Genomic DNA, 25672 nt, shown 5'->3' with positions numbered 1-25672 from the left:
TACCTGAGACCAATCTATATGCCTCCTCTTTCTTTATACGACTGAATCCTTATCGTCGATATACATGTTCCAGACAGGATTTTGCACTTTTTGTAGGGCAAGCCTATGTAGGGTGAGCTCCTCTTCGGTTACGGAAAAAAACCTCTCCTTGCGTAGTGATGCTATCTCAGCCTCTATGTTGTGCTGGGAGTCTTTACTTTTTTTCTCCTGTTTAAACGTGAATCGCCGTTGCGAAGCTTCCAGCAATTCAACATATACCCGCGCCAGTAGCATGGCATCTTTAAGCGCACCATGCAGCTTTCTGTCATGAGTTGGGATGTTAAATCTCTTACATAAGGCGTCCAGGCTTGCTGGCATGCCTGGAAACTTTTTGCGCGCAACCTCCAGGGTGTCCACTACTGGATTGCTGATAGTAAGCTCCTTGTTGACAAGCTCTATCTCCACTTCTAGAAACCGTAAGTCAAACCTAGCATTATGGATTACCAGCCTACTGTCTCGAATAAAATCCAAAAGCTCATCTGCTATTTCTTTGAATTTTGGCTTATCAGCAAGCATTGCCCCTGTTATCCCGTGTATCCTTGTTGCTGCTACCGAAATATCACGTTCAGGGTTAACATACTTATGAAAAACGCGACCAGTTAGCACAAAGTCAATCAGCTCAACGCATCCGATTTCTATAATCCTGTCGCCAGTATCTGCATCAAGCCCCGTGGTTTCAGTATCTAAAACTACTTCTCTAACCTTCATTCTCTTCCCTGAGCTTTAGCAGAATTTTCTCCATAGACTCCGAATGCAGATTCTCATAGTAATCATTGTTGATCTGCACAACAGGAGCATTGACGCATGCTCCTAAGCATTCAACTTCTTTGAGGGTAAATAGGTTATCTTTTGTAGTCTTCCCCACTTCTATCCCTAATACCCTTTTACAGGTATTAAGAACATCATTCCCTTTTCGTAGCCAACAAGGCGTAGTCCTGCAAACCTGAACCAAATACTTCCCTACAGGCGACGTATTGTACATGGAATAAAATTCCACAACCTCTCTGACATGCACGGGCCTCATGCTTAGAAGTTTTGCTATATACCAAATCGCAGACGTAGGTACGTGCCCCCCTGCTTGTTGCTGCACCAAGTGCAAAAGGGGCATCACAGCGCTTGCCTGCCTACCCTCGGGATAGCAACCTATGCACTTATGAGCTTCCTTGAGGTTAGCATCGGTAAATTCAAAACTCTCTTCATCCATGTAGCTCACCTGTCAATCTCACCAAAAACTATATCTAATGAACCTATAATGGCAGGTAAATCGGCAAGCATGTGGCCCCGCGCCATGGCATCAATAGCTTGCAGATGGGCAAAGCCTGGCGACCTTATTCTGCACCTATAAGGCTTATTTGTACCATCTGCAACTATATATACACCAAATTCCCCTTTTGGCGCTTCAACAGCAGCGTACGCTTCCCCTTTTTCTACCTTGTACCCCTCTGAAAATAGCTTGAAGTGGTGAATTAAAGCTTCCATAGAGTACTTTAACTCCTCTCTTCTCGGCGGCGATATCTTCCTATCATCCGTCTTTATTGGTCCTGTGGGTATGTCACGCAAGCACTGTTTTATTATAGCCACCGATTCCCTTATCTCTGCCATTCTTACAAGATACCTGTCGTAACAGTCGCCATTTTCGCCAACTGGCACTTTGAAATCTAATCTATCGTATATTTCATATGGCTGACTCTTCCGCAAATCCCATGGAATGCCGCACGCCCTGAGCATCGGACCAGAAAAACCCCAGTCCAAAGCTTGTTGCTTGGTAACTTTGCCAATATCAACGTTGCGCTGCTTCCAAATGCTATTCTCTGTTAGAAGATCGTCTACGGTGTTCAAGAGCTTTGGAAAATACTCTACAAACGTAGTAATGTCATCCAGAAGCCCCTCAGGCACATCTGCAGCAAGACCTCCGGGTCTGATATAAGCCGAGTGGAACCTTGCACCTGAAGCCCTCTCATAAAAAGATAAAATCTTCTCTCTCTCCTCGAATATCCACAACAGCGGAGTGGTTGCACCTGTATCTAAAGCCTGACAAGCAACATTCAAAAGGTGATTAAGCAACCGGGTAAGCTCACAAAAAATAACCCTTAGGTATTGAGCTCTGATCGGCACCTCACATCCAAGAAGCTTCTCCACACATAGCGAATACGCATGCTCTTGCGACATTGGTGACACATAGTCAAGTCGATCAAAATAAGGAAGCGCCTGCATGTATGTTTTATATTCTATGAGTTTTTCAGTGCCCCGGTGCAGGAGACCTATGTGAGGATCTATTCTCTCTATGACCTCACCACTCATTTCAAGTATTAAACGCATTACGCCATGCGCAGCGGGATGCTGAGGACCAAAATTAATGGTCATCGGCTTCGCATAGCTACCCGAGCTATCAGACATCGAAGCTAGTAAAGAACAGCACCCAGCATGCCATAACAGGCTCAGATGTCAAGTTCAAATTCTTCTGTAGTCGGTAAAAAAAATACCATATTTCACCTTCGCTGTACATGGGCCCTTGCTTCACATTGTAGAGCCATGCTATAGTGCACCCTTGTTGCTTGAGGTGTAGCGGAGGTAGTATAGGCAAATGTCCATTGAACAAGTTCCTAATGATCGAGTAAACGTTCTTGCAATAAGTAGCGCGAATGTTCAAGTAATGGCGAGCCTTGAAGAAAAAATAAGGGATTTTTCCGGAATGAATTGGAAGGCAACTCCTATAATAAATGGCGGCAATGTTGAAGGTGAGAAACCGATTGAAATTTTCTCTCCGGCTGATACCACACAAAAAGTAGGCGAAGCGTCATTTGCGACACCTGAGCAAGCTAAAGAAAGTATAAAAGCAGCTCGCGCTGGGTTCAAAAGTTGGAGCAATACTCCTGTCGACAAGCGGGCTAAAATTATGGAAGATGCCGCTGATCTACTCGAAAAGGAGCAGGCAAGGTTTTTCGCACTCATAATCAACGAAGGCGGCAAGACAATATCTGACATTATAGCCGAAATTGGGGAAGCCGTAGATTTCCTCAGATACTATGCAAGGCTAGCAAGACAAGACATGAGTGGACAAATTAAACTACCTGGTCCGTCGGGAGAAGAAAATTGCATGTATTTTGAGAGCCGCGGCGTTTTCGTATGCATATCTCCATGGAATTTCCCTCTAGCAATCTTTATAGGGCCGATAGCAGCAGCATTGGTAACTGGAAATACCGTAGTAGCTAAACCTGCAGAACAGACCAGCATAGTGGCATATGAAGCAGTCAAGTTGCTCTACAGAGCAGGTGTGCCAACAGATGCTTTGCACTTCATCCCCGGGACGGGAGAAGTATTGGGAGAGCATTTAATAGACAATCCCCTCATCAGCGGCGTTGTCTTCACAGGATCAACGGAAACAGCTGGCATAATTAACCAGGCGCTTGCTAAGCGCAATAGAGATATTGTTCCCTTTATTGCCGAAACTGGCGGAATCAATGCAATGATCGTTGATGATTCCGCAGATCCTGCATTGGTATGTGATAACGTGATCAGCTCTGCATTTAAAAGTGCTGGGCAGAGATGTTCGTCTCTGAGAGTTTTGCTGTTACAAGAAGAAATTGCAGATGAGCAAATCGAGCTTTTGTGCAAGGCTACTGCTACCTTACGCCTGGGAAATACCATGGAATTGATCACAGACATAGGACCAGTGATTGATAAGGCCGCGCATGACATGTTGTCGTCTTATGTTGCTGAAATGCAAGGCAAAGGAGTGAGGCTGATATACAAACTTGACCTCGACAGCTCTCTGACGGAAAAAGGTTACTTCTTCCCGCCACATATCTTTGAAGTGGGCTCAGTTTCTGAGGTTGCTAAAGAAGTCTTTGGACCTGTGTTGCACATTGTAAGGTACAGAAAGGAAGATTTGAAAAAGGTAATAGCTGAGGTCAACGCCACCGGTTACGGCCTTACCTTCTCTATTCAGAGTAAGGTACAGGGAAAGATTGACGAAGCCACTAAATTGATAAATGCAGGAAATGTCTACGTAAACCGCAACCAGGTGGGGGCACTTGTTGAGCGTCAACCCTTTGGCGGACGAGGTCTTTCGGGAACCGGTCCCAAGGCAGGCGGTCCTTTCTATCTGCACAGGTTTGTCACCGAGAAGACTGTCAGCGTGAACACTACCGCTCTTGGTGGAAATGTTGCCCTGGTGTGCTTAGGTGATGATTAAACTAAACTGTTTCTCACAACAGCAACTATGCTTTACCATACCGCACCGAAAGGGCGTATTTATGTGGCATGTAAGCCAGAAAAAACACCATTACGCTGATGTAACAAGGAACACGGTGCGGATAGATTCATATCCCCTCCCCTACGTCGCTCATCATATATGCCAACTAACTTTTTCTTCCTACTCGTTCCTTGTTTTTTAAAAGCAGCACTTCCTTTCGCTATTTTTTCTATATCCTTCTTCTTTCTCTTTGTTCACAATTTTATACCAGAATAATCACCTTTTACTCCTTATATGAGGAGAAACATAGTAACTAACTACCAGACTTCCTCATATACCTTGCTATGTGTCTTATTCCGCATATGAACAGAATACCACAACGGTCACTGAGCAGATAATATTGATACTCAGTACTTGCGTAAGTTTAAAGAGCATAGCGTTAATCTGATGTTGGGTTGGTTTGCATTTTTTCACACCCAAAATATGATGCGACGATACAGACATCTGCATGATTGAAGATAAGTTGATAGAACGTGCTGCGCCAGGTTCAGCACAATCATCCTTTGTTTTGCTTGCAGGGTTTTTGCTGCTCCCCTTGCTTGCTGATCATCACGGGCTAGAATTCTTATTCTTCGCATCGAGGGGCCTTTGGAACGGACTGTATTGAGTTTAGTCGCTAGTGTATTGTATAGGTGTTAGCATTAATGCTTAGCAAGGTCACTCTTTGATGAATAAAACTGGACAAAGAGCATAAGAAAGGAAAAGTCACCATTGTCCAACATTTGCCTGCATTGTATGCGTTTGCCCCTGTTGAGTTTATGGTGAAATGGCCCGCAATATAGGTCCTTTATCCTTTAGGAATTACCTCTTCAACGAGAACCAGGGGCCAAGAGAATCATTTTTGCTATACTATTTCCCTTTCTTGTCGCTCAACTCGCTGCAAAGCAGGTTAGTAACTATATTTATGTTTCCGAAACATCATAAACACGTTTCCTCACAGCATTCAAAAAAGATAATCTGCAGTTGAGCCCGCTTTAGTCGTGTATCAATACCTTATAGAGACAAGTTAATCGATGTGTTTTTCGTATTATTTTGTTTCTTGAGGAATTATTTTTCTCAATGGCTGCAGAACATTTTTCTATTCCTAACAGCAGTCCTTTGTCTGTTTTGTAGCTGAACTTTCATCGCCTTGTAAACAAAGTGCATTTCACGTCAAGTTTCTTCTTTCCTGCCTACCTCTGCGCTGTGTTTTTTTCTCTCTTTGGTCCTAGAAATTTCATGTCAAGAAAAGGCACCCTAGGCAACATGCTGTAAACATTCGCATGGCGGAACTTAAAACGTGTTCCACCATACGAAAACTCTAAACTGTGATGGAGACACCATCGTAAGAAGCATCGAAAGACACAAATACGCGACGCTGTTCAATTCTCATATCCAGAAAATTTCTACTGGCCTCATTATCTCCCTAACTACAGTGAGAGAGTGTTATTACAGGAGTTTTTACCCCTAAATCTGCAGTCACTTTTTCTACATTTCCACTTGGTTTTTCCGACACTTCACTAGCGCTCAAAAGCTGCTCGGTACGAGTAGTATTTACCGATGCATCAGATGTAGAACTAGACAATGCAATGGAAGCTCCGGAAACATTGCTCGGACCTCGTGGTATCTCCATTGCCGCTGCAGTGCCTTCAGATCCCGCTGCCCCAAGAGAATTTGTTGCATCTCCAGCAGCTGCAGAACCTGCTCCAGGCACCACAACATTACCTTCTTGAGTAGTCTGTTCCTGCATTAAAGAGGGATCTTCTCCAACCTGCGACCCGTCCTTACCAGAACCTAATATTCTACCTTCCTTTCTTGCATCGACTGTTTCTTTTGTCTCTACAATTTTTTCGTCAACAACTTCTTGTTCCTGTTTAACAGCATAGTTAATAACACTAACACACACCACTAAGGCACCTGTTGCAATCACCGCTGCAGCATGAGGCACAAACCACAGCCCCATTCCATATATAGGGAGAAAAATGTAAGTACAATAGCTTGCAAAGGCCGAAACCCCGATAAAAAGAGCTACTGCAGCGCAGGTGTATAGTATTTTTGCTATTCTGTCTCCTCGCGCTTTCTCATCTTTGGCCATAGTTGATATAACCCGCGTTATTAACTTAAAATATTTTTTCTTTGCCTTTGCATTTTCTCTCATGGCTGCTTCTAAGTGAATAGAACTCTCGCCATGGGACTTAGCAAATTTTGCACTTGCGTTTGGATAATTAACTATGTGACACGCTTCGACCCCCGTAATCCTGTTTGCCGCTATCAAGTTCAAAGTAGTGGATAAAATATCTCTTGCGCATGCTGCAAGCTCTTCTTTGTTCTCTGCAATCCTAGAAACATGGTCTTTGACCGGTAACCCATGTTGTTCTACAACATGAAGAATGCTTCCAGAACCCGCAAAATCCTCGCATACATCAATTCCCAGCACCTCTCTTAGAGAAGAAACATCAGATAACTTACTGATCTTTTCCTCTCTTCTAGCTGCAAGCAAACATCCTGAAAGAAGCTCATTCACTTCCAAATAGTTTTTGATTGTAACGGACAATACAGCAGCGAACCTTTGTACATCACTCTCAAGCATAAGAACACGCTGCGCATTTGTTTTTCCAGCAAGGCCCGCATCCCTTTGCGCAATCACTTTTGCAAGTTCAGGAGAAGAGAGAAATTGCTCCATGCCGCGTATACTATTAGCAATATCATCCCGAATATCGTTACAACTTGTAAGCTTGTATAATTCCTCCAGAGAACTCTTTGTTTTTGCTCTACTCTGTTTAGAGTGATGATCGTACTCAACTTCTTCTTTATAAAGATCACGCATTAGAACAATCAACTTTCCACGTACGTCTTGCAAACCTGATACATCCTGCATCACAAAACACTTATCCTCTTCCCTCGCTGCTTCATAGCAAGAACTTCCCAAACTATATACCGAACACGCAGAAGTGAACTGCTCAGTTACCGCACTCTCAATATTACGAATCTGATCGTTGATTTCTTCTTCTCTCGCTAATATAAGCACGAGACTCTTCTCAAAGAGCCCTTGATGCTCTCCTAAACGGTGAAGTACACTTTCTCCACTCGGAGTTTTCTCATGCTGCAGCACTTCTCTTAATTCTGATATTCTCTCCCGAAAGCAACTTAAAACTTCTGAAAAAAGAACACGAAACCTCACATTCCCATGGTAGAACCTTGCGAGAAAATCATACTTTTCAGCTTCTTCCCTCATCCTATGCATGATAGAGCTCTCTTGCTCTAGAGATCCCATCTCTTTCTCTAATATTCCAAGATGTCCTTTATAAAAACCGCGTAGCTCTTCAAACTTCTTTAGGCTTTCCTTAAGCTTCGCATGGGTCGCCTCTGTACTCTTAGTAGTTTTTTCCTTTTTTACAGCTTTTATTCCGCTCTTAGCACTGGTTATGTCGGATTCCAGTTTCCGTACTTTTTCTTCCAGCACACACTTATTGTTTCTCACCATAGAAAAACGCAAATCGAGAGAGATGCGTAGCAGATTGACGCCTTGTTTTATAACCTCGCATATGTTTCCTGAAGATAACACAGAAGCATCAAATTGTTCTAATGCACAGGTAGCAATCCCCCCTGAACTTCTGTCTGCGTGTCTAACATCACTCACAGCTGAGAAAATAGCTGAATACGCACCACGAATCACTTCACCTGCCACTTTGCTAGTATTAACTGATCCACTCTCATGAACATCGCTGCTAATTACGCTCCCATCACGAACGATAGCTTTTTGAAAATCAGAAATACACTTTCCTTCCTCGGCACGAAGACGCTTATACACATCCTGAAAAAGCACAGACACATTACTTGTTTCATGGCTTATATCACCTTTAGATGCCGTATTTTCCGGCGTATTTTGAAGATTATTACTTCGCAACCGCCCTTCAGATGCGCTTTGTAAGCCATTATTCCTTTCTGCTACTTCATCAGCATGGTTAGCTCCACCACCCAACTCAGAAAATGCGGTCTCACCCGTTTTTTCCTCACAATCTTCGTACTCTCCCTCCGATAGATCATCACCCACAGAATAATAAGAAATCGCATCTGAGCTAAATGACCGCGTTGCATCTTCTTTTCTCAATAAACGGCCAGTCACTAGCTCTGATGCGTTGCCAATATCGCCTTTAGAAGTACTTGGTGTTGATTCCGGCCTATCGGTAGCAAGTTGCGCACCCACATCCACATTATTATGATTATTTACCACAACATTCTGATTCTCTACCTGGCCCTCTGCATTTTCAACACGTTGCGGTAATTCTTTAACGCCCGTAGACACCTTAGCTTTAGTCTTTTTTTGTTCAGCTCTGGGAGTAGCTCGGCCACCCCTGTCTTCTTCTAAACCATTCATACCAACACCTAAAGTTTAACATCTTAAGGATAGACTAATTCCAGCGTAACTACAAAGAAATTCGCCTTACAATCCATTAACTCTCGCATCATAGCAACACATTTATCCTTTACTAAAGGCATATTGTGCCTTACAAGATGCACAGTAGTCGCAGTAAAATTATTCATATTTTTAATAAAAGTAAAGAAAACACCCCCTTTTTTACTTCTTATTTACATTCCCCATATTTCTACAACGCAACAATAGGAGCTGGTGATGAGAGTTTTTATTTCCCCCAAACACTAATATAACTTCTTAAATATTCGAGCTAATGATTGAGGGATTGTGTATCTCAAGTAACTGACGTGCAATTGTCGAATAATGCCATGCTTCGCCAGGAAAGAGGATAGATAACTCGCTCTGATATGAGTAAAAGGGATACGATGGGTACGATTAAGTACTTCAGAGTGGAGTGCTTGGGTTGGAATCTATTGAAAAAAGATATTTTATCACCGAACAAGCACAGAAATTTTTTGCGTTCTTCAACAGATTCGAAGCAGAAGGCCCGATCGACACGCGAAGTATATCATATTGGAAAAGAGGTAAGGCTATTAAAGGGAATTAAGAAGTCGCAAGGAGGATGGTGATTGATGGTAGTAGTGGGATAAGGGACTGAGAGCCATGAAGAGCTGTTATAACCCCCGTATCGTTAAGATGTGGCACAAAATACTTGTAAAGGGGAAACAAAGGATGGATCGGTGCTTGCTTCAAGAAAGAAAACAAGAGATCGAGATAGATAAAGGCCTATGCACCTAACTGCAAGAGGGAAAAAAGTACTTATAGTGCCACTATTGAAGACTGTTTCTGCAATCTAGGTACGGAGGTTAATGGCACAATCGAAGAAGAACAAGGGAATTGAAGTGCAGTATTTATTACACAACTTTTTTCCCATCATATAAACTACAAAGCACAACATACCAAACAACTCTCGGTTGTAACCATTAAGGTAAAAAAAGGAAATAGTAGCTTTAGCACAGGCAGTTGGCCATCAGGCTAAGTAGATTGATGGGAAGATTTGTAAGAAGAAGGGTGGGACAAGACCATTCTGGGAATGAGAAACGTGGGAAATGGAGCTGCGTGGACAATGCAGGGCCTACGGAAGAAGGAGCCGTCGTGCCTGCTGTTACGTGACGGTCAACACAACGTTTAGCTTGTATTTCGAAGACCTGAAATGACAGACAAGAATCGTGAAGATTCGGGACCAGCCAGACACGTTACAAATCGTGACCGACGGGGAACTTCGACCAGTTGAACCGATGCTGTTGTGGAATTTGATAACCTTACGAAAAAAAAGCACCTCGTACAAAAAGAGTCCACACAGCGGCTTTTTTACTTGTTTTGATCTAGCAGCCAGAATGATGCTGTATTGCTTTTCCATATGCATTGTATTTCACAAATACCACAGGGCTAAAAACTATTGCGCCATGACAAAAAGTACTTCTAGTAAGCCAGTAATACCTCTTGAACAATGTAACCACTTGATAATATTGACGTATTAAGCCTTGGCTTGACTTTGTGATCAAAAAATGCTTAGAAAAGTTCTGAAATATATGCCACTTTGCACACAGCTATAGGCGGCTCGGTCCCTTATTTATAGATTCTTCAGGTAGACTTAAATCTTCTCTTTTCGAGATTTACTGAAACACTACCAGTGGGGCAGTAGAATGGTTCTACATCGGCAACATCTAAAATAGTAAATATCGTATCGGGATATCATAGGGGATTTTAGCAAATGTGCCTTTCCTAGTTGAAAACGTACAAGTCATCGTTAACGCGCTAACCAAAGAACTTGCCACTTTTGTTTTTTTTCACAAAGCCTGGTTTTTCGTTCGATCCCTAATCGCAGAAGAAACTAGCGATAATAAATCCTGGCGGTTACAATACTAAAAAGCTTTAAATCCTCCCCAGCCTACAGGGTGAGTTTTACGTGTAAAAAGCGCAAAACCGACATAGATCTAGAATTAACGGAAGTAGGTGCTAAAATATTTTCCTTTCTTTACGTTTTCAAGATTTACCTACAGCTTGCCCACAGATACGAAAAACCGCTGCTCTTAGGAATAGAGAAACAAAAGAAACTGCTCCAACGAACGATTAAAAGGTCTGAACAAAGACCTCTTCTGCACAAACACAATCAAAACCGAAAAGGGAAGGTACTCACGTAAGATGCGAATGACCGCCTATTATCTTGTGCAAAACCACTGAGCATGCCCGGCCAATTTGTCTAAAATGATGAAAGAGCCGGTGTCACCAACACAACCAGCTAGCGCCATAATCAAAACGATCCAAGCTTACTTACCCGGTTTTGTCTATCCTAAGTGCTAACACCTCTTATCCCTGAAGTAGAGAAACGACGATATGGCAACGATAAGTAAGGCAAATCAATACTACCGCTTGGCAACAACGTTGGAACATCTACAGATGCATTAAGAAGGCTAGAAAACACCCGATACAAATCTTCTTTTATCTTACCGCAATGCAGGGATTCATAAAGAACCCGTGCCATGCTCTCCGCACTATCTTCGCGTGCAACTGACAACAATACACGCGCTGCTCTGACACCTTGAAACATGAACCTGACCTGCAAGGAGGCTGCTAATTCCACGAGATATCCTATCTTAGTGCAATCCATCCAGCCGTCCTTATAAATTCCCTCTACAAGCTTGGTAACAATCTCTTTAAGCGCATGACACCTATCTATATAGTTTACTGCAATTTCCCTGTATTCTCCATACTCCTCCCGAGTCTCAATATCACTAAACGAAACACCTTCTATCACCGAAGCTGCACACAAAAACATGGCCCTGCTCAGGCGTTTCTCATTTTCTTTCAACAAATTCTTCCTGTGTCTTCGCTGTGGTTGTCTTTCTACTTCACCATCTGTGAGTTCTACTACAGGACACGTTGACGCAAAAGACACTTGACTTGTGGCACTTATGGCACTTTCCATAAAATTGTCATCAATGCGACTATCAGGTCTTTTCAAAATGTTCTCAGCAAAAACCCGCAGATTATCGCAGAGACCTGGTATGCACATTGCAACACGTGGTATGTCATCATATGAAGGGGGAATTTGCCAATTTCCATGCTCTCCTACAACCAAGAGTCCTTCTAAAATGCGCTGCACTATAAAAGTGCCCAAACATGGGCTACTAAGAAATGCTATAATAATCTCAGTTTGATTAACTAGTGTTAATTCCTTTAGCAATGCATCATGTGAGTGTGATAGTACACATAAAACCTTGAGCGCATTCAATGGAGTTCCGCTTCTTAAATGATCAGGGATATCCTCCAGCTCCATCCCCTGAAGAAAAGCTCTTCTTCTCTCAATCTCCTCGCCACACGTGCTGCTATTAATGCGTGGATAGGGATCTTGCAATGCCCTTGTAATACAATCCCCATACCTGATTAAATCAGCAGCACTACCAGTAGAGATAAGGCAATTTTTTATTTCACCGCCATTGCTATCCTGAACGCGTGCAAGGCTCTCGTTGAGGAAGATCCTCTGATAGAGAACGTAACCACGCACCATTCTCCTACTATCCGATACGCCCCACGAGTTATCAAAGCCTCCAGTTATAACACTCCAAATGCCGTCTCGTGATTCCAGATCCACAACGCATCTAGGATGTATGCCCCTCCTTTTTCCGTAACCCCCATAATGGACTTTATCGGGCACAAACGTAACGCCCTTAAACCACGTAGGAACTTTAATTATAATGCGCGAATCTATTCCCTGTGGCTCCAGATAAGTTTTCCTTTTGCCATTTCTAGAAAAATATATCGATGATATCTCTAAATCACCCACTGCATAGTTTTTTCGTACAATAACATCACGCTCTAGAAACGGATCGTGTATGATACGGGCTATTTCAGACGCTCCAGTTGTGATTTTACCCTGCAAGGAATCTCTGGCACGCTTCACTAAAAGTGCGGAAGCTTCGTACCGAAGTTTTTCCTCCGCTGTAACCGCTTCACAACTTACGGAAATACGCGGCGCCACAGCTGGCTTTACAAGCATTGTTATTTCTTCCTCCTCACCATGTTTTTTTGTTTCGTTAAACTCATGCACTTTTTCTGCTATAAGCTGATTCCTACGAGTTTTGATTGTGGCAGCGGAGAATAAACCAGCACTAACGACTATTAGTAAAACATCTGCCGTGATTGCACTTATTGTTATGCTATGGCCTAAAAAGCGATAATTAAGCGCAAGCGCTACGATGACAGCTAAAGCGATCGCCATCACAAATGAAAAAATCACCGTTGTGGACTTTTTCAATCTTATTGCAATAGCGTCAGCCTCTGATACAGCACTCTTAAGTCTCATCGGAGCACAATTCTCGCTAAGGAACGCGCTTCTAATACTTCCCTCCTTATCTTTTCTTGCAGAACATTCACTACCTAGCATACATTCCCTCTCACCCCAATTTCGCATTCAACGTAGCTGCAAAACTTCTTTTAGTCAGGAATAACCCTCACCCATGACATAAAAACCTCATAAAGGTAAAAAGAAACAGCCACAGACGTGCATATTACGCCTTTCATAGGCTATCGAGCTTATTCTATAACCTATATTTCATGAGAACCATCTTTTTCTTAAAATATTAATTTTTATGACATGCACGAAGAAGATGTAGACGCCAGAGACGCCAGAGACGCCAGAGACGCCAGAGACGCCAGAGACGCCAGACCCCAGCCATACCCTGAGCAGTGTTTATCTTCCCTTCCGCTGTCCCCGGCCAGCCACGGTTGGTTTGCTTGTTGATGTACCATACGTGTTCCTTAACCTCCACGGATGTCGTTCCCACGGCGCCTGGCCGTGGTTGCGTCGTCACAGTGGCCGTACCGACGCGTCTCGTTGGGTCCGCTATGCGCATACTACGTAATGCGCCGTCGCTACTGCGTACCATCTCGAATTTAAACGCTCTGCGGATGCCATTGTCATCCGGCCTCAGCTCCGCCGCGCGCTTTGTATTCCTATAACGGGCGCTAAACTCATTCATCCGACCCGGCCTCACACCTCCTATGCTCTCTTGGTCGATCGTGTCCACGTTTAACGTATCACCCTCATAGTCGACGCAACTCCACGCTGGATCCTTAACTCTCCTCGCCCCACCGCCACTCGCGCCCCTACCAAGCAACACGTCCCACCTATCATCCACCGCAACCTTCTTATTACAAACCTTGGGGTCAATTGATGGGCTCGTCCGTCCTACGGCCTGGGCGAACGCAACGATGTCCCGTGGCGCCGTCGCCGCTAAGACATGCCCGAGACGTTCGGTCTTGCCACTTACCACATCATGCGCTAGCTCTTTCGCCAAAAGGTGTACTGTTTCCGTTCTCGCATACTTTCCACCAGGGCCTATTCCTCTAGCTTCAAATTTTTCATAGCCTAATTCAACTTCTATCCGTGCGCCATTTTTCTTATAACCAACACTGCCTTCCATCGCCCAGTCAGTGTTGCTTTCAAACTGGATCCGCGGATCCTGTACCCGCCAGTTAAAACTTGTGGTCGTGTTCGATTTGCTCCGTGGCAACGCTGGATATCGTGCCACCGTACTGCCATCGTTCGCTCCTATATCAAAGTCAGTGATGCGCTGCCATGCCGGACTGTAACTTAGGCCAACGTAACCACTGCTGGAAGTATCACTTTTGGCATTTTTTCAAAGGAGGGGGAGGAAATTGATGTTGCGGTTTTTTCCGTAGTTTGGCACATTCAATCTCCTCAGGGAAATGGTGGTTTTCTACCTGATCGTATTCTGCTTCTTCTGGAAACGGCATGGGTATTTTAGTTTTAACAACATGGTTATATCCCATGGCACATGCAATACACACTGTTATAAATGCTGATATGCTGTTTTTTATCACATGCGCTTCAAGTAACATAGTCACGCACAGTCTCCCCCTGTGCATGGAGTAATAACCTGATCACGCCGTGCGTGTCGTATATCCTTAACCTTGCACGAATGTAAACTGTAGCGATTGGTGCCCGTTCTCCTTTTCTACCTGGAATGCACTCCCCCTACAGATGCATGGTTGTGTATAGGTAAGCATTTTCTGCCACGGGATGTCCAATAGCTACATGCATTAGTCCATGGTATGGAGGCATGTTTATTGCATGAAGAGCTTTGTTCGACTGGCACATTACTGCGGAGATGAGGCTGGCAAATAGCGGCATTTATGGTCGCTATTGCAGCTTAATTTTGTTGTTTGTTATATTTACTTATGGCCTATAGCTCACTCAGTGTATGAGCCTAGGAACGGTATCGCTAGACCGTGTAACTTTTCTCACCATTTTTGTGTTTTATGGGCGTGTACTGCATTTTAATAATTTTTGGTACTGTTTCACTATATTGTGAGCCCTAGTGTTTTCAAATAAGACGGAGAACTGGCATAAAGGCTGATTGCAAAGGTTTATTTTATGTAAGTGTGAAATTTGTCAGATATGCAATACACATAACCAGGAAAAAAAGGATCCGTGGTCGTTGCTGAAAGAAAAGGTAAAAATTTTTTACTATAAACACTTGCCACTTTTATGAGAACTTGGTACAAGTGAACTACTGTGTGAGTTCGGGCGTGCGAGCCTTGTTTCTTTCGCGGGGTGGAGCAGTTGGTAGCTCGTCAGGCTCATAACCTGAAGGTCGTCGGTTCGAGTCCGTCCCCCGCAACCTTTCTCAATGTATTACGTTTTTTGGCTTGGCGCATTGTTTGTGGTGGCATGTTCTTGGTGGTTTGGGGACACGCTCCTTATCTTGCCTGTTGTTGTTCTCACTGTAGGTAGGTTACTTTGCGCGAAATCAAGGGACAAGGGCTACCAAAGCCTTGTGGTAGGTGCCACCTATAGGGTGCGAGAAAGCCCCACTGAACAGGACAATTACTGTTTGTAATATGCCTATGTTAGTATGGGGTGAAGGGTTTGTGCTTGACGCACTGCCTGTCTATCCATGCTTTTCAAGTGCTTGTTGTACGGGTATTTGTGTTATGTATCCTACTTCTTGAGAATTTGCGCAAAGATTGTGCAAAGGATAGGGTATTGGTTGCTCGGAGACGGCAATACCCTAGGGAGTAAACTCTCCTTTGTCGCATTCGTAAGGGTATTCATCCCAATATAGACTTAGCAAAATTTTTGGTAATGGGAACAAAAGATGCCGGAATTCCGTACCTGCAGTCTCGGATATAGCCTTTCCAGTCTTTGGTGATATAAACAACAAATTGTCAGAAGTGTTGTAGACTGCACACTTCGATAGATCTAGGGCAAATCCTAATTGGGCAAGCATTTCAAGCTCAAGTTTTAAGTACGTACTATACCAATGGCCATTGCTTTCTGTGTCTTTTCAAAAGCAAATGTTTTTCGGAAATAGCGACACACGGTTTTGGGTTTATTGCAATCACCTATAAGTTATGTAAACACACCCGGAGCAGGGTAAACGTCTAGGGGAAAAGATCTCATGGAAAAGGGGGAGGGGATACACAACTGCAACCGGCTGCAAGTGGCTAGATCGACGTAAGCTTTCCCTAACCAGAACTTGGTTGGGAGATTAGAGATAAAAGCCTACGAGCTGCCTGTAAGAGCAAAATAATGACGATGGCAAATAACAAAGGTGTGCTAAATGACTACATGCCATGCTCTTCTCCAGGACTTGGCTGGTGCACATCAGGAGATGGCATTGGAGAAAAGTCTTGGTAGTGACTTCTCTCAGCTTCCATCCCGTCATGATATACGCCGTCTAGCCCACTTGCTGCTGGTCCTATTGTTTCATCAGCATGAGGATACTCGTCAAATGACCATGGATCTTGGTGCTGCGCATCGCCTGACATATAATCTTCACTGCTCATGCTAGCATCCTCCCCCGCTCCTTCACCCAAGCCATCAAACAATGCTGGAAATCCGAACAGGAAAGAATTTCCTTTCGAACTGCTACATAAACTGACTTGTGGGGTAATATTTGCACCTATGGAGGTTACTGCCCTATCGATATTTGCAGACAGGTGGCCGGGTATGTCGCTTTTCATAGCCTCGGTAAGCGTAGCCATCACCGCTGACATGATAGCTAGTGCAGACTTATCGTCGTCGCCGCCTTCTCCACCAGCTCCCGCACGGTCTCTAGTAGAATCCAATAGTGATTGAACGCTTGCAAGATTTGGCCCCATGCCCATATCTGCTCCACCTTGCTGAGCCATATGCTCCCTCGCGCCTAATAAAAACGAAATTCATTCTACCATCTATCACATAATGATTAAGACTTTTTAAATTTCTGATCAGCAAAACAGGGAAGAGATGAGGATCTTTCGCTGCTCAAAAAAGTTTTCATCGCCAGAAAGAAGGTGCCTATGTACAAAGAATCCAAGAATTCTTAGACAGGTTGCAAACTCTCTTTTGGAGCATTCGTAAGGGTACTCATCCCAATATAGACTTAGCAAAATTTTTGGTAATGGGAACAAAAGATGCCGGAATTCCGTACCTGCAGTCTCGGATATAGCCTTTCCAGTCTTTGGTGATATAAACAACAAATTGTCAGAAGTGTTGTAGACTGCACACTTCGATAGATCTAGGGCAAATCCTAATTGGGCAAGCATTTCAAGCTCAAGTTTTAAGTACGTACTATACCAATGGCCATTGCTTTCTGCGGCCCGAGTAAATTTCATTAGATAGTCATACAATGACGGATGGGCATCACTTACGGGAATTGCTTTGCAAATTGTGGAAGTAACCGATGATAGACAAAGTAGCTTAATCCTATCTTGAAAGTAGTAGTAAAACGCTGAGGATACCACTTCACAAGTGGTGAAGTGCCCTAGATTGTTTGCCAATCTTGCCCTCCAGGTTATCAGCACTATGTCGCCTACTTGAAGCCGTTGCTTTTTTTTAGAAAGTCTGAGTAGCCCGTTGTAGACGCCGTGGTTACGTGTAAAAACGCAGAGTATAACCCTGGTGTCCCCATAGTGTTTTATATTTACTACTATTCCGTTTTCTCTCCACTGCACAGCTATTCACGTTTCGTAGGATACTCCACATTGTTGTCCGATTCGGAGGGTGAGTGTCAAGAGCATTTAAAGTAGTGCAGCGAATTTGAGTGCGTAACGTTCTTTTAAATACGGGGTGTGTTCTGCTCATGGTATGTAAATTATGGACCGGTGATAACAGACCGTTTCGCGGTGTAGCCTAATATGTTCAAGGTGTCCGTGTTGGCATATCTCCTGTTCTATTGTTTCTTGGTCTTGGATATGTAGCTGTCGGTATTGTTTAAAGAAAACGCAATTGCATATATACTGGAACTGTCGGGAATTAGGTACTTTGAGCATGTTTTTGGGAGAAGAGGCAGATGTGTTTGGCTATTTTCGTGGTGTGATAATTGACAGCATAGCCAAGTCATTAGGTGTTGAACATGGAAAAGAGGAGCTTCTGACCGGAGTAGTGGTAGGTCCTCCCACGCAAGCTAAGCATGGTGATATGTATACCAATGCTGCAATGATTCTTGGAAAAAAAGAGAGAAAGAACCCCATGGATGTGGCCAAGACTTTGTGTGATATTTTTGGTGATATTCCCGGCATTGAAAGTGTTAATGTTGTTCCGCCTGGATTTATCAACTTCATTTGTACAAAAACTGTGTGGCATAGTGTCATAAAGAAGATAAATCAGTTCAAGGAGGACTTTGGTAGGGTTGATATAGGTGGCGGTGAAAAAGTAAATGTGGAATTTGTATCGGCTAATCCCACAGGGCCGTTGCACGTGGGGCATGCGCGCGGGGCGGTTTTAGGAGATGTGCTGTCAAATTTACTCGAATGGGTTGGTTATAAAGTCACTAGGGAATATTACGTTAACGATGCCGGCAGCCAAATAAAAACTCTAGTGTCTTCGGTATATCTAAGATACCTGGAGGTCCTTGGTGACGATATTGTGATGGAAGAGGGGTTATACCCTGGCGAGTATTTAAAAGATGTAGCAAGGTCCCTTGTAGATAAGTATGGGGACACTTTGCGGTTCATGGATAATAGAGATGATGTCATAAGGGAGCTTACTCTTAATAGCATGCTAGAGTCCATAAGGGAGGATCTTGCTCTTATGGGAGTCAGTCACGATGTGTATGTTTCTGAACGCAAACTGCAAGATGACAATGTTGTAGAGGAGTGTGTTGAATACTTAAAAGAGCGTGGCGTAGTTTGCAGGGGAATGTTGGAAAGGCCGAAATGGCTTGAAGATGACGTAGAATGGGAGCAACGAGAACAACTAATATTTAGATCCAAAGACTTTGGGGACGATTGTAATAGAGCGCTGCAGAAAGAAGACGGTTCTTGGACGTACTTTGCAGGAGATATTGCGTACCACTTCAATAAGATTTCTCGGGGATTTAATAGAATGGTCCTCGTGCTTGGGTATGATCACAAAGGTTATGTTGCTAGAATCAAAGCAATAGTAAAGGCTCTGAGCGGTGGTAAGGCGCAAATAGATGTTAAACTTTGTAATCTAGTGAATTTCTTAGAAAACGGGGCTCAGGTTAAAATGTCCAAGAGGAAGGGGGATTTTTTAGCAGTAAGAGATGTGGTAGAAGAAGTAGGAAGCGATGTAACCAGATTTATGCTACTGACTCGCAAGAATGATGCTGTAATGAATTTTGATTTTGCTAAGGCGTGCGAAGAATCTAAGGACAATCAAATTTTTTACATACAATATGCGCACGCCAGGGTTAGATCTGTTGTAAGAAGTCATACGAAGTTGTTACCTATAGAGGAGGTTGATTTTTCCTTTTTATCTTCAGATCAGGAGATGTCTTTGGCAAAGCTTCTCGCGAAATGGCCCAGCGTCGTAAAATATTCAGCCGAGACCCATGAACCCCATGGGATAGCGTTTTATTTGATTGAAGTTGCTGAAGCGTTTCATATGTTATGGGGATGTGGGGTTAAGAACTCGGATATGCGTTTTATTGTCGAAGGAGATGAACAGACCACGTCTGCCCGGCTTTATTTGGCGATTGCTACCTCGCTGGTTATATCTGCGGGGTTGGCGATTTTTTCCATAGTTCCTATGGAAGAAATGAGATAATCAGTGCAGCAACGAGGAATGACACGAATCCAGCCGCATGTGCTGATATTGGATAAAGTCTTGGGTGCATTGTCACCAGCCCTTTGAGTATTGGTTTTATGGTGTAAGGGGCATAGTTCATGAGCATGTCCTCTCTTTCAGTGGGCGCATCAGGATTTGCCGATCGCCTGTGCGGTGTCGACTTGAATATGCGCTTTTAACATTGTGGACCTAAGCTTTAACGTAGCGGAGTGTCCACCAAATGGCACGGAAAAAGATCTTTTCCCTTAAATATTGTCAAACGCGCTCATGGAGGAAGTTTTATTATTCCGGTAGAGGTGAAATTTTGGCGTTATCAGTCAAAAATGCGTGCGGTTGCTACCGCGTTACCCACTTGTAGTGGTTTTGCTGGTATCTGTCTTCCTTCATTTTTGCTGATGGTGCTTAATACATATGAAGCCAAGATTATCTCGCGAGAGCAGCACCGTTTTCAGCCGTTACAATTACTTCTAAAATCTCACTTGTTGACGAGATTTGTTCCTCAGGAAGACTTTCCTCCCGGAATCAAGTAGGGACTGCTGCAGTATTTCGTGCGGGCAGCGGCACAACTGTGTCTACATCTATTTCTGCATTACTTACCTGTGACGCGGCGCTTTCTTGAGATATTTCAGGTTCTTGTTGTATTGTACGTATTGTGTTCGCGTACGGTTGTTGTTCTATAAATCCCGCTTCTACATTATCGTTAGATGCTAAACGTCTGTTATTATCAGTATCAGGAAAGTATTTGTATTGTGTTTCCGTTTCCCTAATTTCTTGAGAAATACTCATTAGATAGCACGTTTTGTGTGCCACTTTTTTATGTATGAACGCTACTGCGAACAGAGAAATTGAGAATATCACCGCTACCACAACTGTCTTCGCTGGCATTAAGGGAGTTAAGAAAAGGTACGCGATGCCCGCAGCACATAGGGCAACCACAGGCATTACTATGTAGTACAGCTCGCGTAGTAACACATAGTGGGGAGACCTTCTTGAAAGGGTTTTTATCAGTTGTTTGCGTTTTTTAGGGCACAATTTTGATATCTTATACGCATGTGATCCTTCTTCTAAAAGTGTTATCGGTGTTGGTGTATAGGAAGATTGCGGTGTTGGTACTGAGATACTGGTTTCAAAGTACCTGTGGCTTTTGTCTATGGCGGCAAAAAGTTTTCTTGATGCAATGATGCTGGTGTCTGTTACGCGGTCTTCTGTCGGTCTCTTGTATCCCGAAATCTCAAGGAAGTCTTCAGCCGAAAATACCTGAGTTCTCAAGCCATAGACAAGTTTGGTATAGCGTTGCGTTGCTTCTAGTAGGCGCTCATTGTCAAGAAAGGCTAAGATGTCATGCACCCTGGGTAATATGCTTTCATAAGCCACGAGCGGTAATTTTTTATCAAACAGTGTGCTTGGAAGAAGGTTGGTTCTAAGCTTTTCCAAAAGGCGTTGCTGCGCGTGGTTGGCAAACGTTTCGCTTCTAAGATTTGTACATATTATTCGCAGTTCCTTGATAAAAATGTTCCAATCCATATGTGGAACAAGTTCTTGTATCGAAGCGAAAAGTCTCCTTATATCCTCAACAATAATTTCCTCTTGAGAAGAATATTTTCCTTCGATGGTTCTGGCAAAGCACGGATGATCCTTTTCTATCTTATTTGTTCCCAAGTTTATGAGATATGGCTTCCCATCGTGCAAGAGTATTTGATCTCCACTAACTTCAATTCCCGGGTATAAAACCAATAGCGTTGCAGCTATTTTTTCGAGACCGTTACCGTTGTTGTAAATCACGGGACTTGAGTAAGGTATTTTGGGAATCTCGATCAATGATGCGAGAGTTTTTGCATCCCCTTTCGTTACTTCCAAGAGGTAAGTGACATCCTCTATTGTTGCCTCTATTTTGGTTCTACTGTCCCTATGGTGTGGCAATTGTTCTATTGCTTTATATAATGTGATGCTAAAGGGTAATAGGTAGTTAATACACGTTTTTGCCTTGTTTAGCAGGTATTGCTTCTGTTGGGGGTGTTTTTCTATATCTCCACTGGCAAGAGAGAGCATGCAGGTTAACAGCGTATTGTACATTTCCCTTATTGTGGGTAGCACAATTAGTATCGCAGACGCTAAGATATTGTGCGTTGTCATCGAGTCTTTAATCGATGCCACGTGCATTTCTTTTAAAAAGGTATCGTAGTCATGCTGCAAGAGCGCTTTATGTAAAGCCCCATTCCGAAGCACAAACAAAAGTACGACGGAGTTATGGTCATCGTCAGGGTATTTTTCTTTCCTTTCAACGGCATTTGCCATAGCGGTATAAACCACGCGCAAGGAAGCATTGTTTCTTAGTTCTGTGACAGTTTCAGGTACATCGGGGCGATATCTACGGATTAGAGATGAGGAGATCTGAAATACGAGATGGCTCACCAATATTTTGGTCATGCTGTTGATATAAAGGAGAAGGGAAGTGGGTCTTTGTGCGTGATGATTGTCACAAATTTCCGATATCTCATATAGTTTGCCTTCTATCCTAAATCCTCGACCAACGCGCTCGAGATCATAACTATTTCTAACTGTTAATTTAAGATTCCTTGCCTCAAGAGTGCTGGGCATGTGATTATCAGGTAATAGCACTTCACACAAAGAATCGGCAACTAGCGCGTACATTGTTTGTGCATCAAGTCTCATTTTGGAACGCTTATTTTGAAACCTGGTAGCATTTTCAGAAAAGGCTAATAAATCTCCACAATTTGACAGAGACTCATCTGAAAACCGCCCCAGGGTTGGCCCCGTAGCTGCTGACGCTACCACTGTGTCTGCGTTACCAGCTTCGTCTGAGCCCATACGGTCCGTTGTAGCGCTATAAGCACCTTTTTCGTTACATAAGCCATGAACATTATCCCCGAGCTTATGAGCGTTTTTCGACATAGCATGCCTATAACATATGCTAATAACAGCTTAACATTTCTTAATAAAAAAGTACTTGTTTTTATGAAATACAAGTGATCTATTTTAAATAATCACCAGGAATAGCTTTTCTACATGAGACTAAGTTAACTTTTAAAGCTAATAACCCAAGAAATCTTCTAACTAAATATTAAAAAATTCCTTTTTGGCATCAAATATTGTTGTATTATTGCAACATATGACAGCGGTTATGTTCTCATTGCAGATGTAAAGGCTGTTTTTAGGTTTTTGAATCGGTGCTGCTGTTGTGTTTTGATAACTTTTACAGGTAATTGTATGGTGGTTGAAGAGAGGGGAGAGGGCGGAGAACGCTCTGGTTTTTCTTATGGGTTATTGAGTATTGAACGCGATTGTGATTCTGGTGGTAGATATATTGCGCATGCAGTTGCATTTGTTGCCACTTCAGCTGTTGGATTGGGTCTGGTTTCTTATATTGAGCATGCAATTAATCAGACAGACCGTGTTAGTAGACTAATTGTTTATGCTGCAGTAGTGGGGTCGATGTATTTTACTGTGTATTATGTGTTTAATCGCATTTTTCGCGAGCTTTTTTCACCTATACATGTACATGCTGAGATAGGTGATGCCGACGTGGAGATTGGAGTTGTTCGTCATCATCGTGGGCATGAGGCATGTATCAGAATGGCGGCAGAGCATCGTGATGGTAATGCTCCTAATAGAGGGCACGATTTGCATCAATCTTGTGGTGGTTCAGGAGAAGGTAGTGTAGTAGATGAACGCGTTCTTATTCGGCATGTAGCTAATAGAGATTCTGAATCTGAAAGTGCGATTAGCGGTGATGCGGAAAAGCTGGAAGCGGAGTTAGCTTTAGACCGCGATCGGAGTTTTTACGTTGAAAAAATGCACGATGAAAAGAAGAGATCATCTATTGTGTTAAAAGATAGTCACGCAATACGTGCTATAAAAACTGCGAACACGAAGGGTGATGGCAAGGATGCGCAGGAGGGTGCAGTTAAAAATGCAAGCAAAGGGCAGGATTTCGGTAGCAGAAATGAAGAAGCTTTTTCAGCAGAGCTCGAGATGCCACTAACGCATATGCTTACTGCGTGTAGTAAGCACAGAGGGCAGGGGGTATCATAGTCTTGATAGTATTGTAGATGAACCGTCTTCGTGTTGTTGTCATAGTGTTCCGAAGTTAGAAGGCTTGCGCGCACGCAGTGACTTGTGTGTATGTTGTGCGATATTCTAAAAATTTCTTTTTTAGTTTATATACATGCCACGATTTTTGGTCGCTATTCTCCTCTTATAACGGTTGCAATTTTTGGGGTTACATATCTTGCTTTAATACGGGCAAAAAATGCTATGGAAGGGCAATGGTCTCTGAGAAAGGTATTGCTTACAAACTGTACATAACCGCAGTACTCCTAGCATAATATGGCGGTGTGGTTACAGCATTTTTCCATTTGTTGTATTGAGGCAAGGAAGTTTCCGTGCATGTGTCAAGAAATTGGCAAATGAATATGGAGTTGATTATTCTGTTTTGGCATGCACCAGTATGCATGCGGGCGATGGATTGATTTCCTGGTGCCTTACACAGAAGCTGTCATGATGTTACAATAATCAGCAGCGAAAGTTTGTTACACCGCTGTCTGTCATTAGCAAGGCAATTCTCCTTCTCATGGAGTGGAGAGGGTGTTGGTTTGAGATCAAGTTTATGTTTCTCCACTGTGATAGACGGTTGTCTTTATTATCGTTCGTTACTAGCAGGCGCTGTCTATTACTGTTATGATATAAGCACAGAAAGCTGACTTGCTCGTGCTGACGCTTTCCATTTCGTATTGCTCTGAGCGCAGTGAACGTATATTGGGGTTTGCCTCTTATTTCAGATAAACCCCTGCAGCAAATGGGGAAAACAGTGACTCTTTCTTCATACGATAATTTGTGCGTTATGGGCAACTTGACGAAACTAAAGTGGAAAGCACACCGTACGAAGATAACAGCTTTGTGACTCACATGGGTCTACTCGCGAAAATAGCCTGTACTTTGCTTAAAGCCTGCAGAGGCCAGCGCTCTTAATTGGGGCACCGGCGAGAACACCCACGCGATGTCCAATCGATATAGCAAAGGCAACCACCGAGCAGGTGCACATTCAGTGCTTCTAATAATATTGATTGTCCGCTTGCAGGGGCTGCATGTGCTAGTAGGGAGAAAAGAAAAAGGTGCGTTGTTCACATGCGATTCCCAATCAGCACAAACTTTAGCCCCTTGTTTTCTCGCCATTTTCGCCGTAGACGAAAGACTCTGCTCTACCTAGGAAAACCGCTGGACCATGATACACATGGGGTTCTCCCCACTCATTAGAGCTCTCTGCTAAGTGTTCTGATATGCGCACAGCGCGGACAGGTTGCGGTGATTTAACATCAGTATGTCCCGCTAGTTTCTCGCAATATCCCTGCTGATTATTGTTATATAAGGATGCAACCACTTTACCGTCAGCCGCCATAACCTTTGTGCAATCAAGGGATAGTACTGTCACTATGAACATGGCGAACACCATACCCACGAGTCCAGCTATCATTTCGTGTGTTATGGTCGCTGGCAACCCCCACTCGGATTGGTACCACATGCGTCCTGTCCATACTGCTACAGCTAACAACACCGTGCTAGCTCCCACCGCAATTCTTCCTGCCAGCAAGGAGAAATAGCTTTTCCTAAGTGATGCTAGATCGTAAGGCAAGTCATCGTTCTCTTTAATTCCAAGTCTGATACGTTCCTCGTTGCAGAACTTGAGATACTCATTTCTACAGCGCAGCACGTGAGTAAGCATTATCGACGTAGCTGCAACAACACAAATAAGTGTACATAGCGAAATTGCTGCTACAGCAGCATAAGAAAGGAATAGATCAACTTCTGTGGCTCTATAAGTAGCAAAAACCATTGCAACAGAGGCGACACACATAATACTTGCGAAAGTTGCCCAAATTCTGAGTGAGGTTCCGAACCTCGAGAT

14 protein-coding genes, 1 tRNA gene and 3 pseudogenes are annotated in these 25672 nt (G+C 43.4%); 6 read left to right on the top strand and 12 right to left on the bottom strand.

Going from position 1 to position 25672, the window contains the following annotated elements; all coding sequences use genetic code 11:
- Window positions 1–33: 33 nt before the first annotated feature.
- From dnaQ to ANPL_RS02820, 3 genes are read right to left on the bottom strand one after another with little or no spacing between them, the layout of a single operon-like run.
- Window positions 34–747 carry a DNA polymerase III subunit epsilon gene (gene dnaQ, locus ANPL_RS02830; protein ID WP_169193265.1) on the bottom strand — a complete coding sequence of 238 codons (714 nt, stop codon included), beginning with the start codon at window positions 745–747 and terminating at the stop codon, window positions 34–36.
- A complete protein-coding gene (gene nuoE / locus ANPL_RS02825; RefSeq protein WP_169193264.1) occupies window positions 737–1243 on the bottom strand; it encodes an NADH-quinone oxidoreductase subunit NuoE in 507 nt (168 codons plus the stop codon). The genes dnaQ and nuoE overlap by 11 nt, the downstream gene beginning before the upstream one ends.
- 5 nt (window positions 1244–1248) lie before the next feature.
- Window positions 1249–2436 carry an NADH-quinone oxidoreductase subunit D gene (locus ANPL_RS02820; RefSeq protein ID WP_169193263.1) on the bottom strand — a complete coding sequence of 396 codons (1188 nt, stop codon included), beginning with the start codon at window positions 2434–2436 and terminating at the stop codon, window positions 1249–1251.
- A gap of 187 nt (window positions 2437–2623) precedes the next feature.
- Between ANPL_RS02820 and ANPL_RS02815 the strand changes: the two are divergent.
- Window positions 2624–4234 (top strand): annotated as a pseudogene (locus ANPL_RS02815) (L-glutamate gamma-semialdehyde dehydrogenase); the annotation flags it as partial.
- Window positions 4235–5699: 1465 nt separating this feature from the next.
- Here the strand turns inward: ANPL_RS02815 and ANPL_RS02810 are convergent.
- Entirely contained in the window at window positions 5700–8651 is a 2952-nt protein-coding gene (locus tag ANPL_RS02810) for a hypothetical protein (RefSeq protein WP_169193261.1), read from the bottom strand.
- Window positions 8652–9055: 404 nt separating this feature from the next.
- Between ANPL_RS02810 and ANPL_RS02805 the strand changes: the two genes are divergently transcribed.
- On the top strand, window positions 9056–9277 hold the full coding sequence (locus tag ANPL_RS02805; protein ID WP_236822784.1) for a hypothetical protein: 222 nt from the start codon (window positions 9056–9058) through the stop codon (window positions 9275–9277).
- Window positions 9278–11001: 1724 nt separating this feature from the next.
- On the opposite strand, the gene ANPL_RS02800 is transcribed toward ANPL_RS02805, so the two are convergent.
- The 3 genes and pseudogenes from ANPL_RS02800 to ANPL_RS02790 all read right to left on the bottom strand — a co-directional run bounded on the left by ANPL_RS02800 (window position 11002) and on the right by ANPL_RS02790 (window position 14573).
- Complete coding sequence (locus ANPL_RS02800) at window positions 11002–13095, bottom strand: hypothetical protein (protein WP_169193259.1); 2094 nt, start codon at window positions 13093–13095, stop codon at window positions 11002–11004.
- A gap of 196 nt (window positions 13096–13291) precedes the next feature.
- Window positions 13292–14317: pseudogene (locus ANPL_RS02795) on the bottom strand (P44/Msp2 family outer membrane protein); the annotation flags it as partial.
- A gap of 16 nt (window positions 14318–14333) precedes the next feature.
- Window positions 14334–14573 (bottom strand): hypothetical protein, encoded by a 240-nt coding sequence (locus tag ANPL_RS02790; RefSeq protein ID WP_236822783.1) that lies wholly within the window; start codon window positions 14571–14573, stop codon window positions 14334–14336.
- 709 nt (window positions 14574–15282) lie between these two features.
- Between ANPL_RS02790 and ANPL_RS02785 the strand changes: the two genes are divergently transcribed.
- Window positions 15283–15355: transfer RNA gene (locus ANPL_RS02785), tRNA-Met, on the top strand.
- A gap of 390 nt (window positions 15356–15745) precedes the next feature.
- On the opposite strand, the pseudogene ANPL_RS02780 reads toward ANPL_RS02785, so the two are convergent.
- The 3 genes and pseudogenes from ANPL_RS02780 to recO form a co-directional block, all read right to left on the bottom strand.
- Window positions 15746–15985 (bottom strand): annotated as a pseudogene (locus tag ANPL_RS02780) (DNA repair protein RecO C-terminal domain-containing protein); the annotation flags it as partial.
- A 316-nt stretch (window positions 15986–16301) separates the two neighbouring features.
- The gene (locus tag ANPL_RS02775; protein ID WP_169193256.1) at window positions 16302–16868 is read right to left on the bottom strand and encodes a hypothetical protein; all 567 of its coding nucleotides are present in this window, start codon (window positions 16866–16868) and stop codon (window positions 16302–16304) included.
- 78 nt (window positions 16869–16946) lie between these two features.
- Window positions 16947–17672 carry a DNA repair protein RecO gene (gene recO / locus ANPL_RS02770; protein WP_169193255.1) on the bottom strand — a complete coding sequence of 242 codons (726 nt, stop codon included), beginning with the start codon at window positions 17670–17672 and terminating at the stop codon, window positions 16947–16949.
- Window positions 17673–17988: 316 nt separating this feature from the next.
- Here recO and argS point away from each other — a divergent pair, with 316 nt between their 5' ends.
- Complete coding sequence (argS, locus tag ANPL_RS02765) at window positions 17989–19728, top strand: arginine--tRNA ligase (protein ID WP_169193254.1); 1740 nt, start codon at window positions 17989–17991, stop codon at window positions 19726–19728.
- 230 nt (window positions 19729–19958) lie between these two features.
- Window positions 19959–20279 carry a hypothetical protein gene (locus ANPL_RS02760; RefSeq protein WP_169193253.1) on the top strand — a complete coding sequence of 107 codons (321 nt, stop codon included), beginning with the start codon at window positions 19959–19961 and terminating at the stop codon, window positions 20277–20279.
- On the opposite strand, the gene ANPL_RS02755 is transcribed toward ANPL_RS02760, so the two are convergent.
- Window positions 20272–22662: a hypothetical protein gene (locus ANPL_RS02755; protein ID WP_169193252.1), complete on the bottom strand. Its 2391-nt coding sequence runs from the start codon at window positions 22660–22662 to the stop codon at window positions 20272–20274. The genes ANPL_RS02760 and ANPL_RS02755 overlap by 8 nt on opposite strands.
- A 315-nt stretch (window positions 22663–22977) precedes the next feature.
- Between ANPL_RS02755 and ANPL_RS02750 the strand changes: the two genes are divergently transcribed.
- Complete coding sequence (locus tag ANPL_RS02750; RefSeq protein WP_169193251.1) at window positions 22978–23802, top strand: hypothetical protein; 825 nt, start codon at window positions 22978–22980, stop codon at window positions 23800–23802.
- Between the two features lie 1117 nt (window positions 23803–24919).
- Here the strand turns inward: ANPL_RS02750 and ANPL_RS02745 are convergent.
- A partial coding sequence (locus ANPL_RS02745) for a hypothetical protein (protein ID WP_236822782.1) occupies window positions 24920–25672 on the bottom strand: 753 nt, incomplete at its 5' end.

This window comes from Anaplasma platys (genome assembly GCF_012790675.1).
GTDB lineage: Bacteria > Pseudomonadota > Alphaproteobacteria > Rickettsiales > Anaplasmataceae > Anaplasma > Anaplasma platys.
The sequence above is the reverse complement of the archived record's forward strand: the minus strand, read 5'-3'. Positions and strand labels throughout refer to the sequence as shown.

Excerpts from the sequence above, each read along its gene's own strand:
- dnaQ (WP_169193265.1), bottom strand. The coding sequence starts at position 747 with ATGAAGGTTAGAGAAGTAGTTTTAGATACTGAAACCACGGGGCTTGAT.
- nuoE (WP_169193264.1), bottom strand. The coding sequence starts at position 1,243 with ATGGATGAAGAGAGTTTTGAATTTACCGATGCTAACCTCAAGGAAGCT.
- ANPL_RS02820 (WP_169193263.1), bottom strand. The coding sequence starts at position 2,436 with ATGTCTGATAGCTCGGGTAGCTATGCGAAGCCGATGACCATTAATTTT.
- ANPL_RS02810 (WP_169193261.1), bottom strand. The coding sequence starts at position 8,651 with ATGAATGGTTTAGAAGAAGACAGGGGTGGCCGAGCTACTCCCAGAGCT.
- ANPL_RS02805 (WP_236822784.1), top strand. The coding sequence starts at position 9,056 with ATGAGTAAAAGGGATACGATGGGTACGATTAAGTACTTCAGAGTGGAG.
- ANPL_RS02800 (WP_169193259.1), bottom strand. The coding sequence starts at position 13,095 with ATGCTAGGTAGTGAATGTTCTGCAAGAAAAGATAAGGAGGGAAGTATT.
- ANPL_RS02790 (WP_236822783.1), bottom strand. The coding sequence starts at position 14,573 with ATGTTACTTGAAGCGCATGTGATAAAAAACAGCATATCAGCATTTATA.
- ANPL_RS02775 (WP_169193256.1), bottom strand. The coding sequence starts at position 16,868 with ATGGCTCAGCAAGGTGGAGCAGATATGGGCATGGGGCCAAATCTTGCA.
- argS (WP_169193254.1), top strand. The coding sequence starts at position 17,989 with ATGTTTTTGGGAGAAGAGGCAGATGTGTTTGGCTATTTTCGTGGTGTG.
- ANPL_RS02755 (WP_169193252.1), bottom strand. The coding sequence starts at position 22,662 with ATGTCGAAAAACGCTCATAAGCTCGGGGATAATGTTCATGGCTTATGT.
- ANPL_RS02750 (WP_169193251.1), top strand. The coding sequence starts at position 22,978 with ATGGTGGTTGAAGAGAGGGGAGAGGGCGGAGAACGCTCTGGTTTTTCT.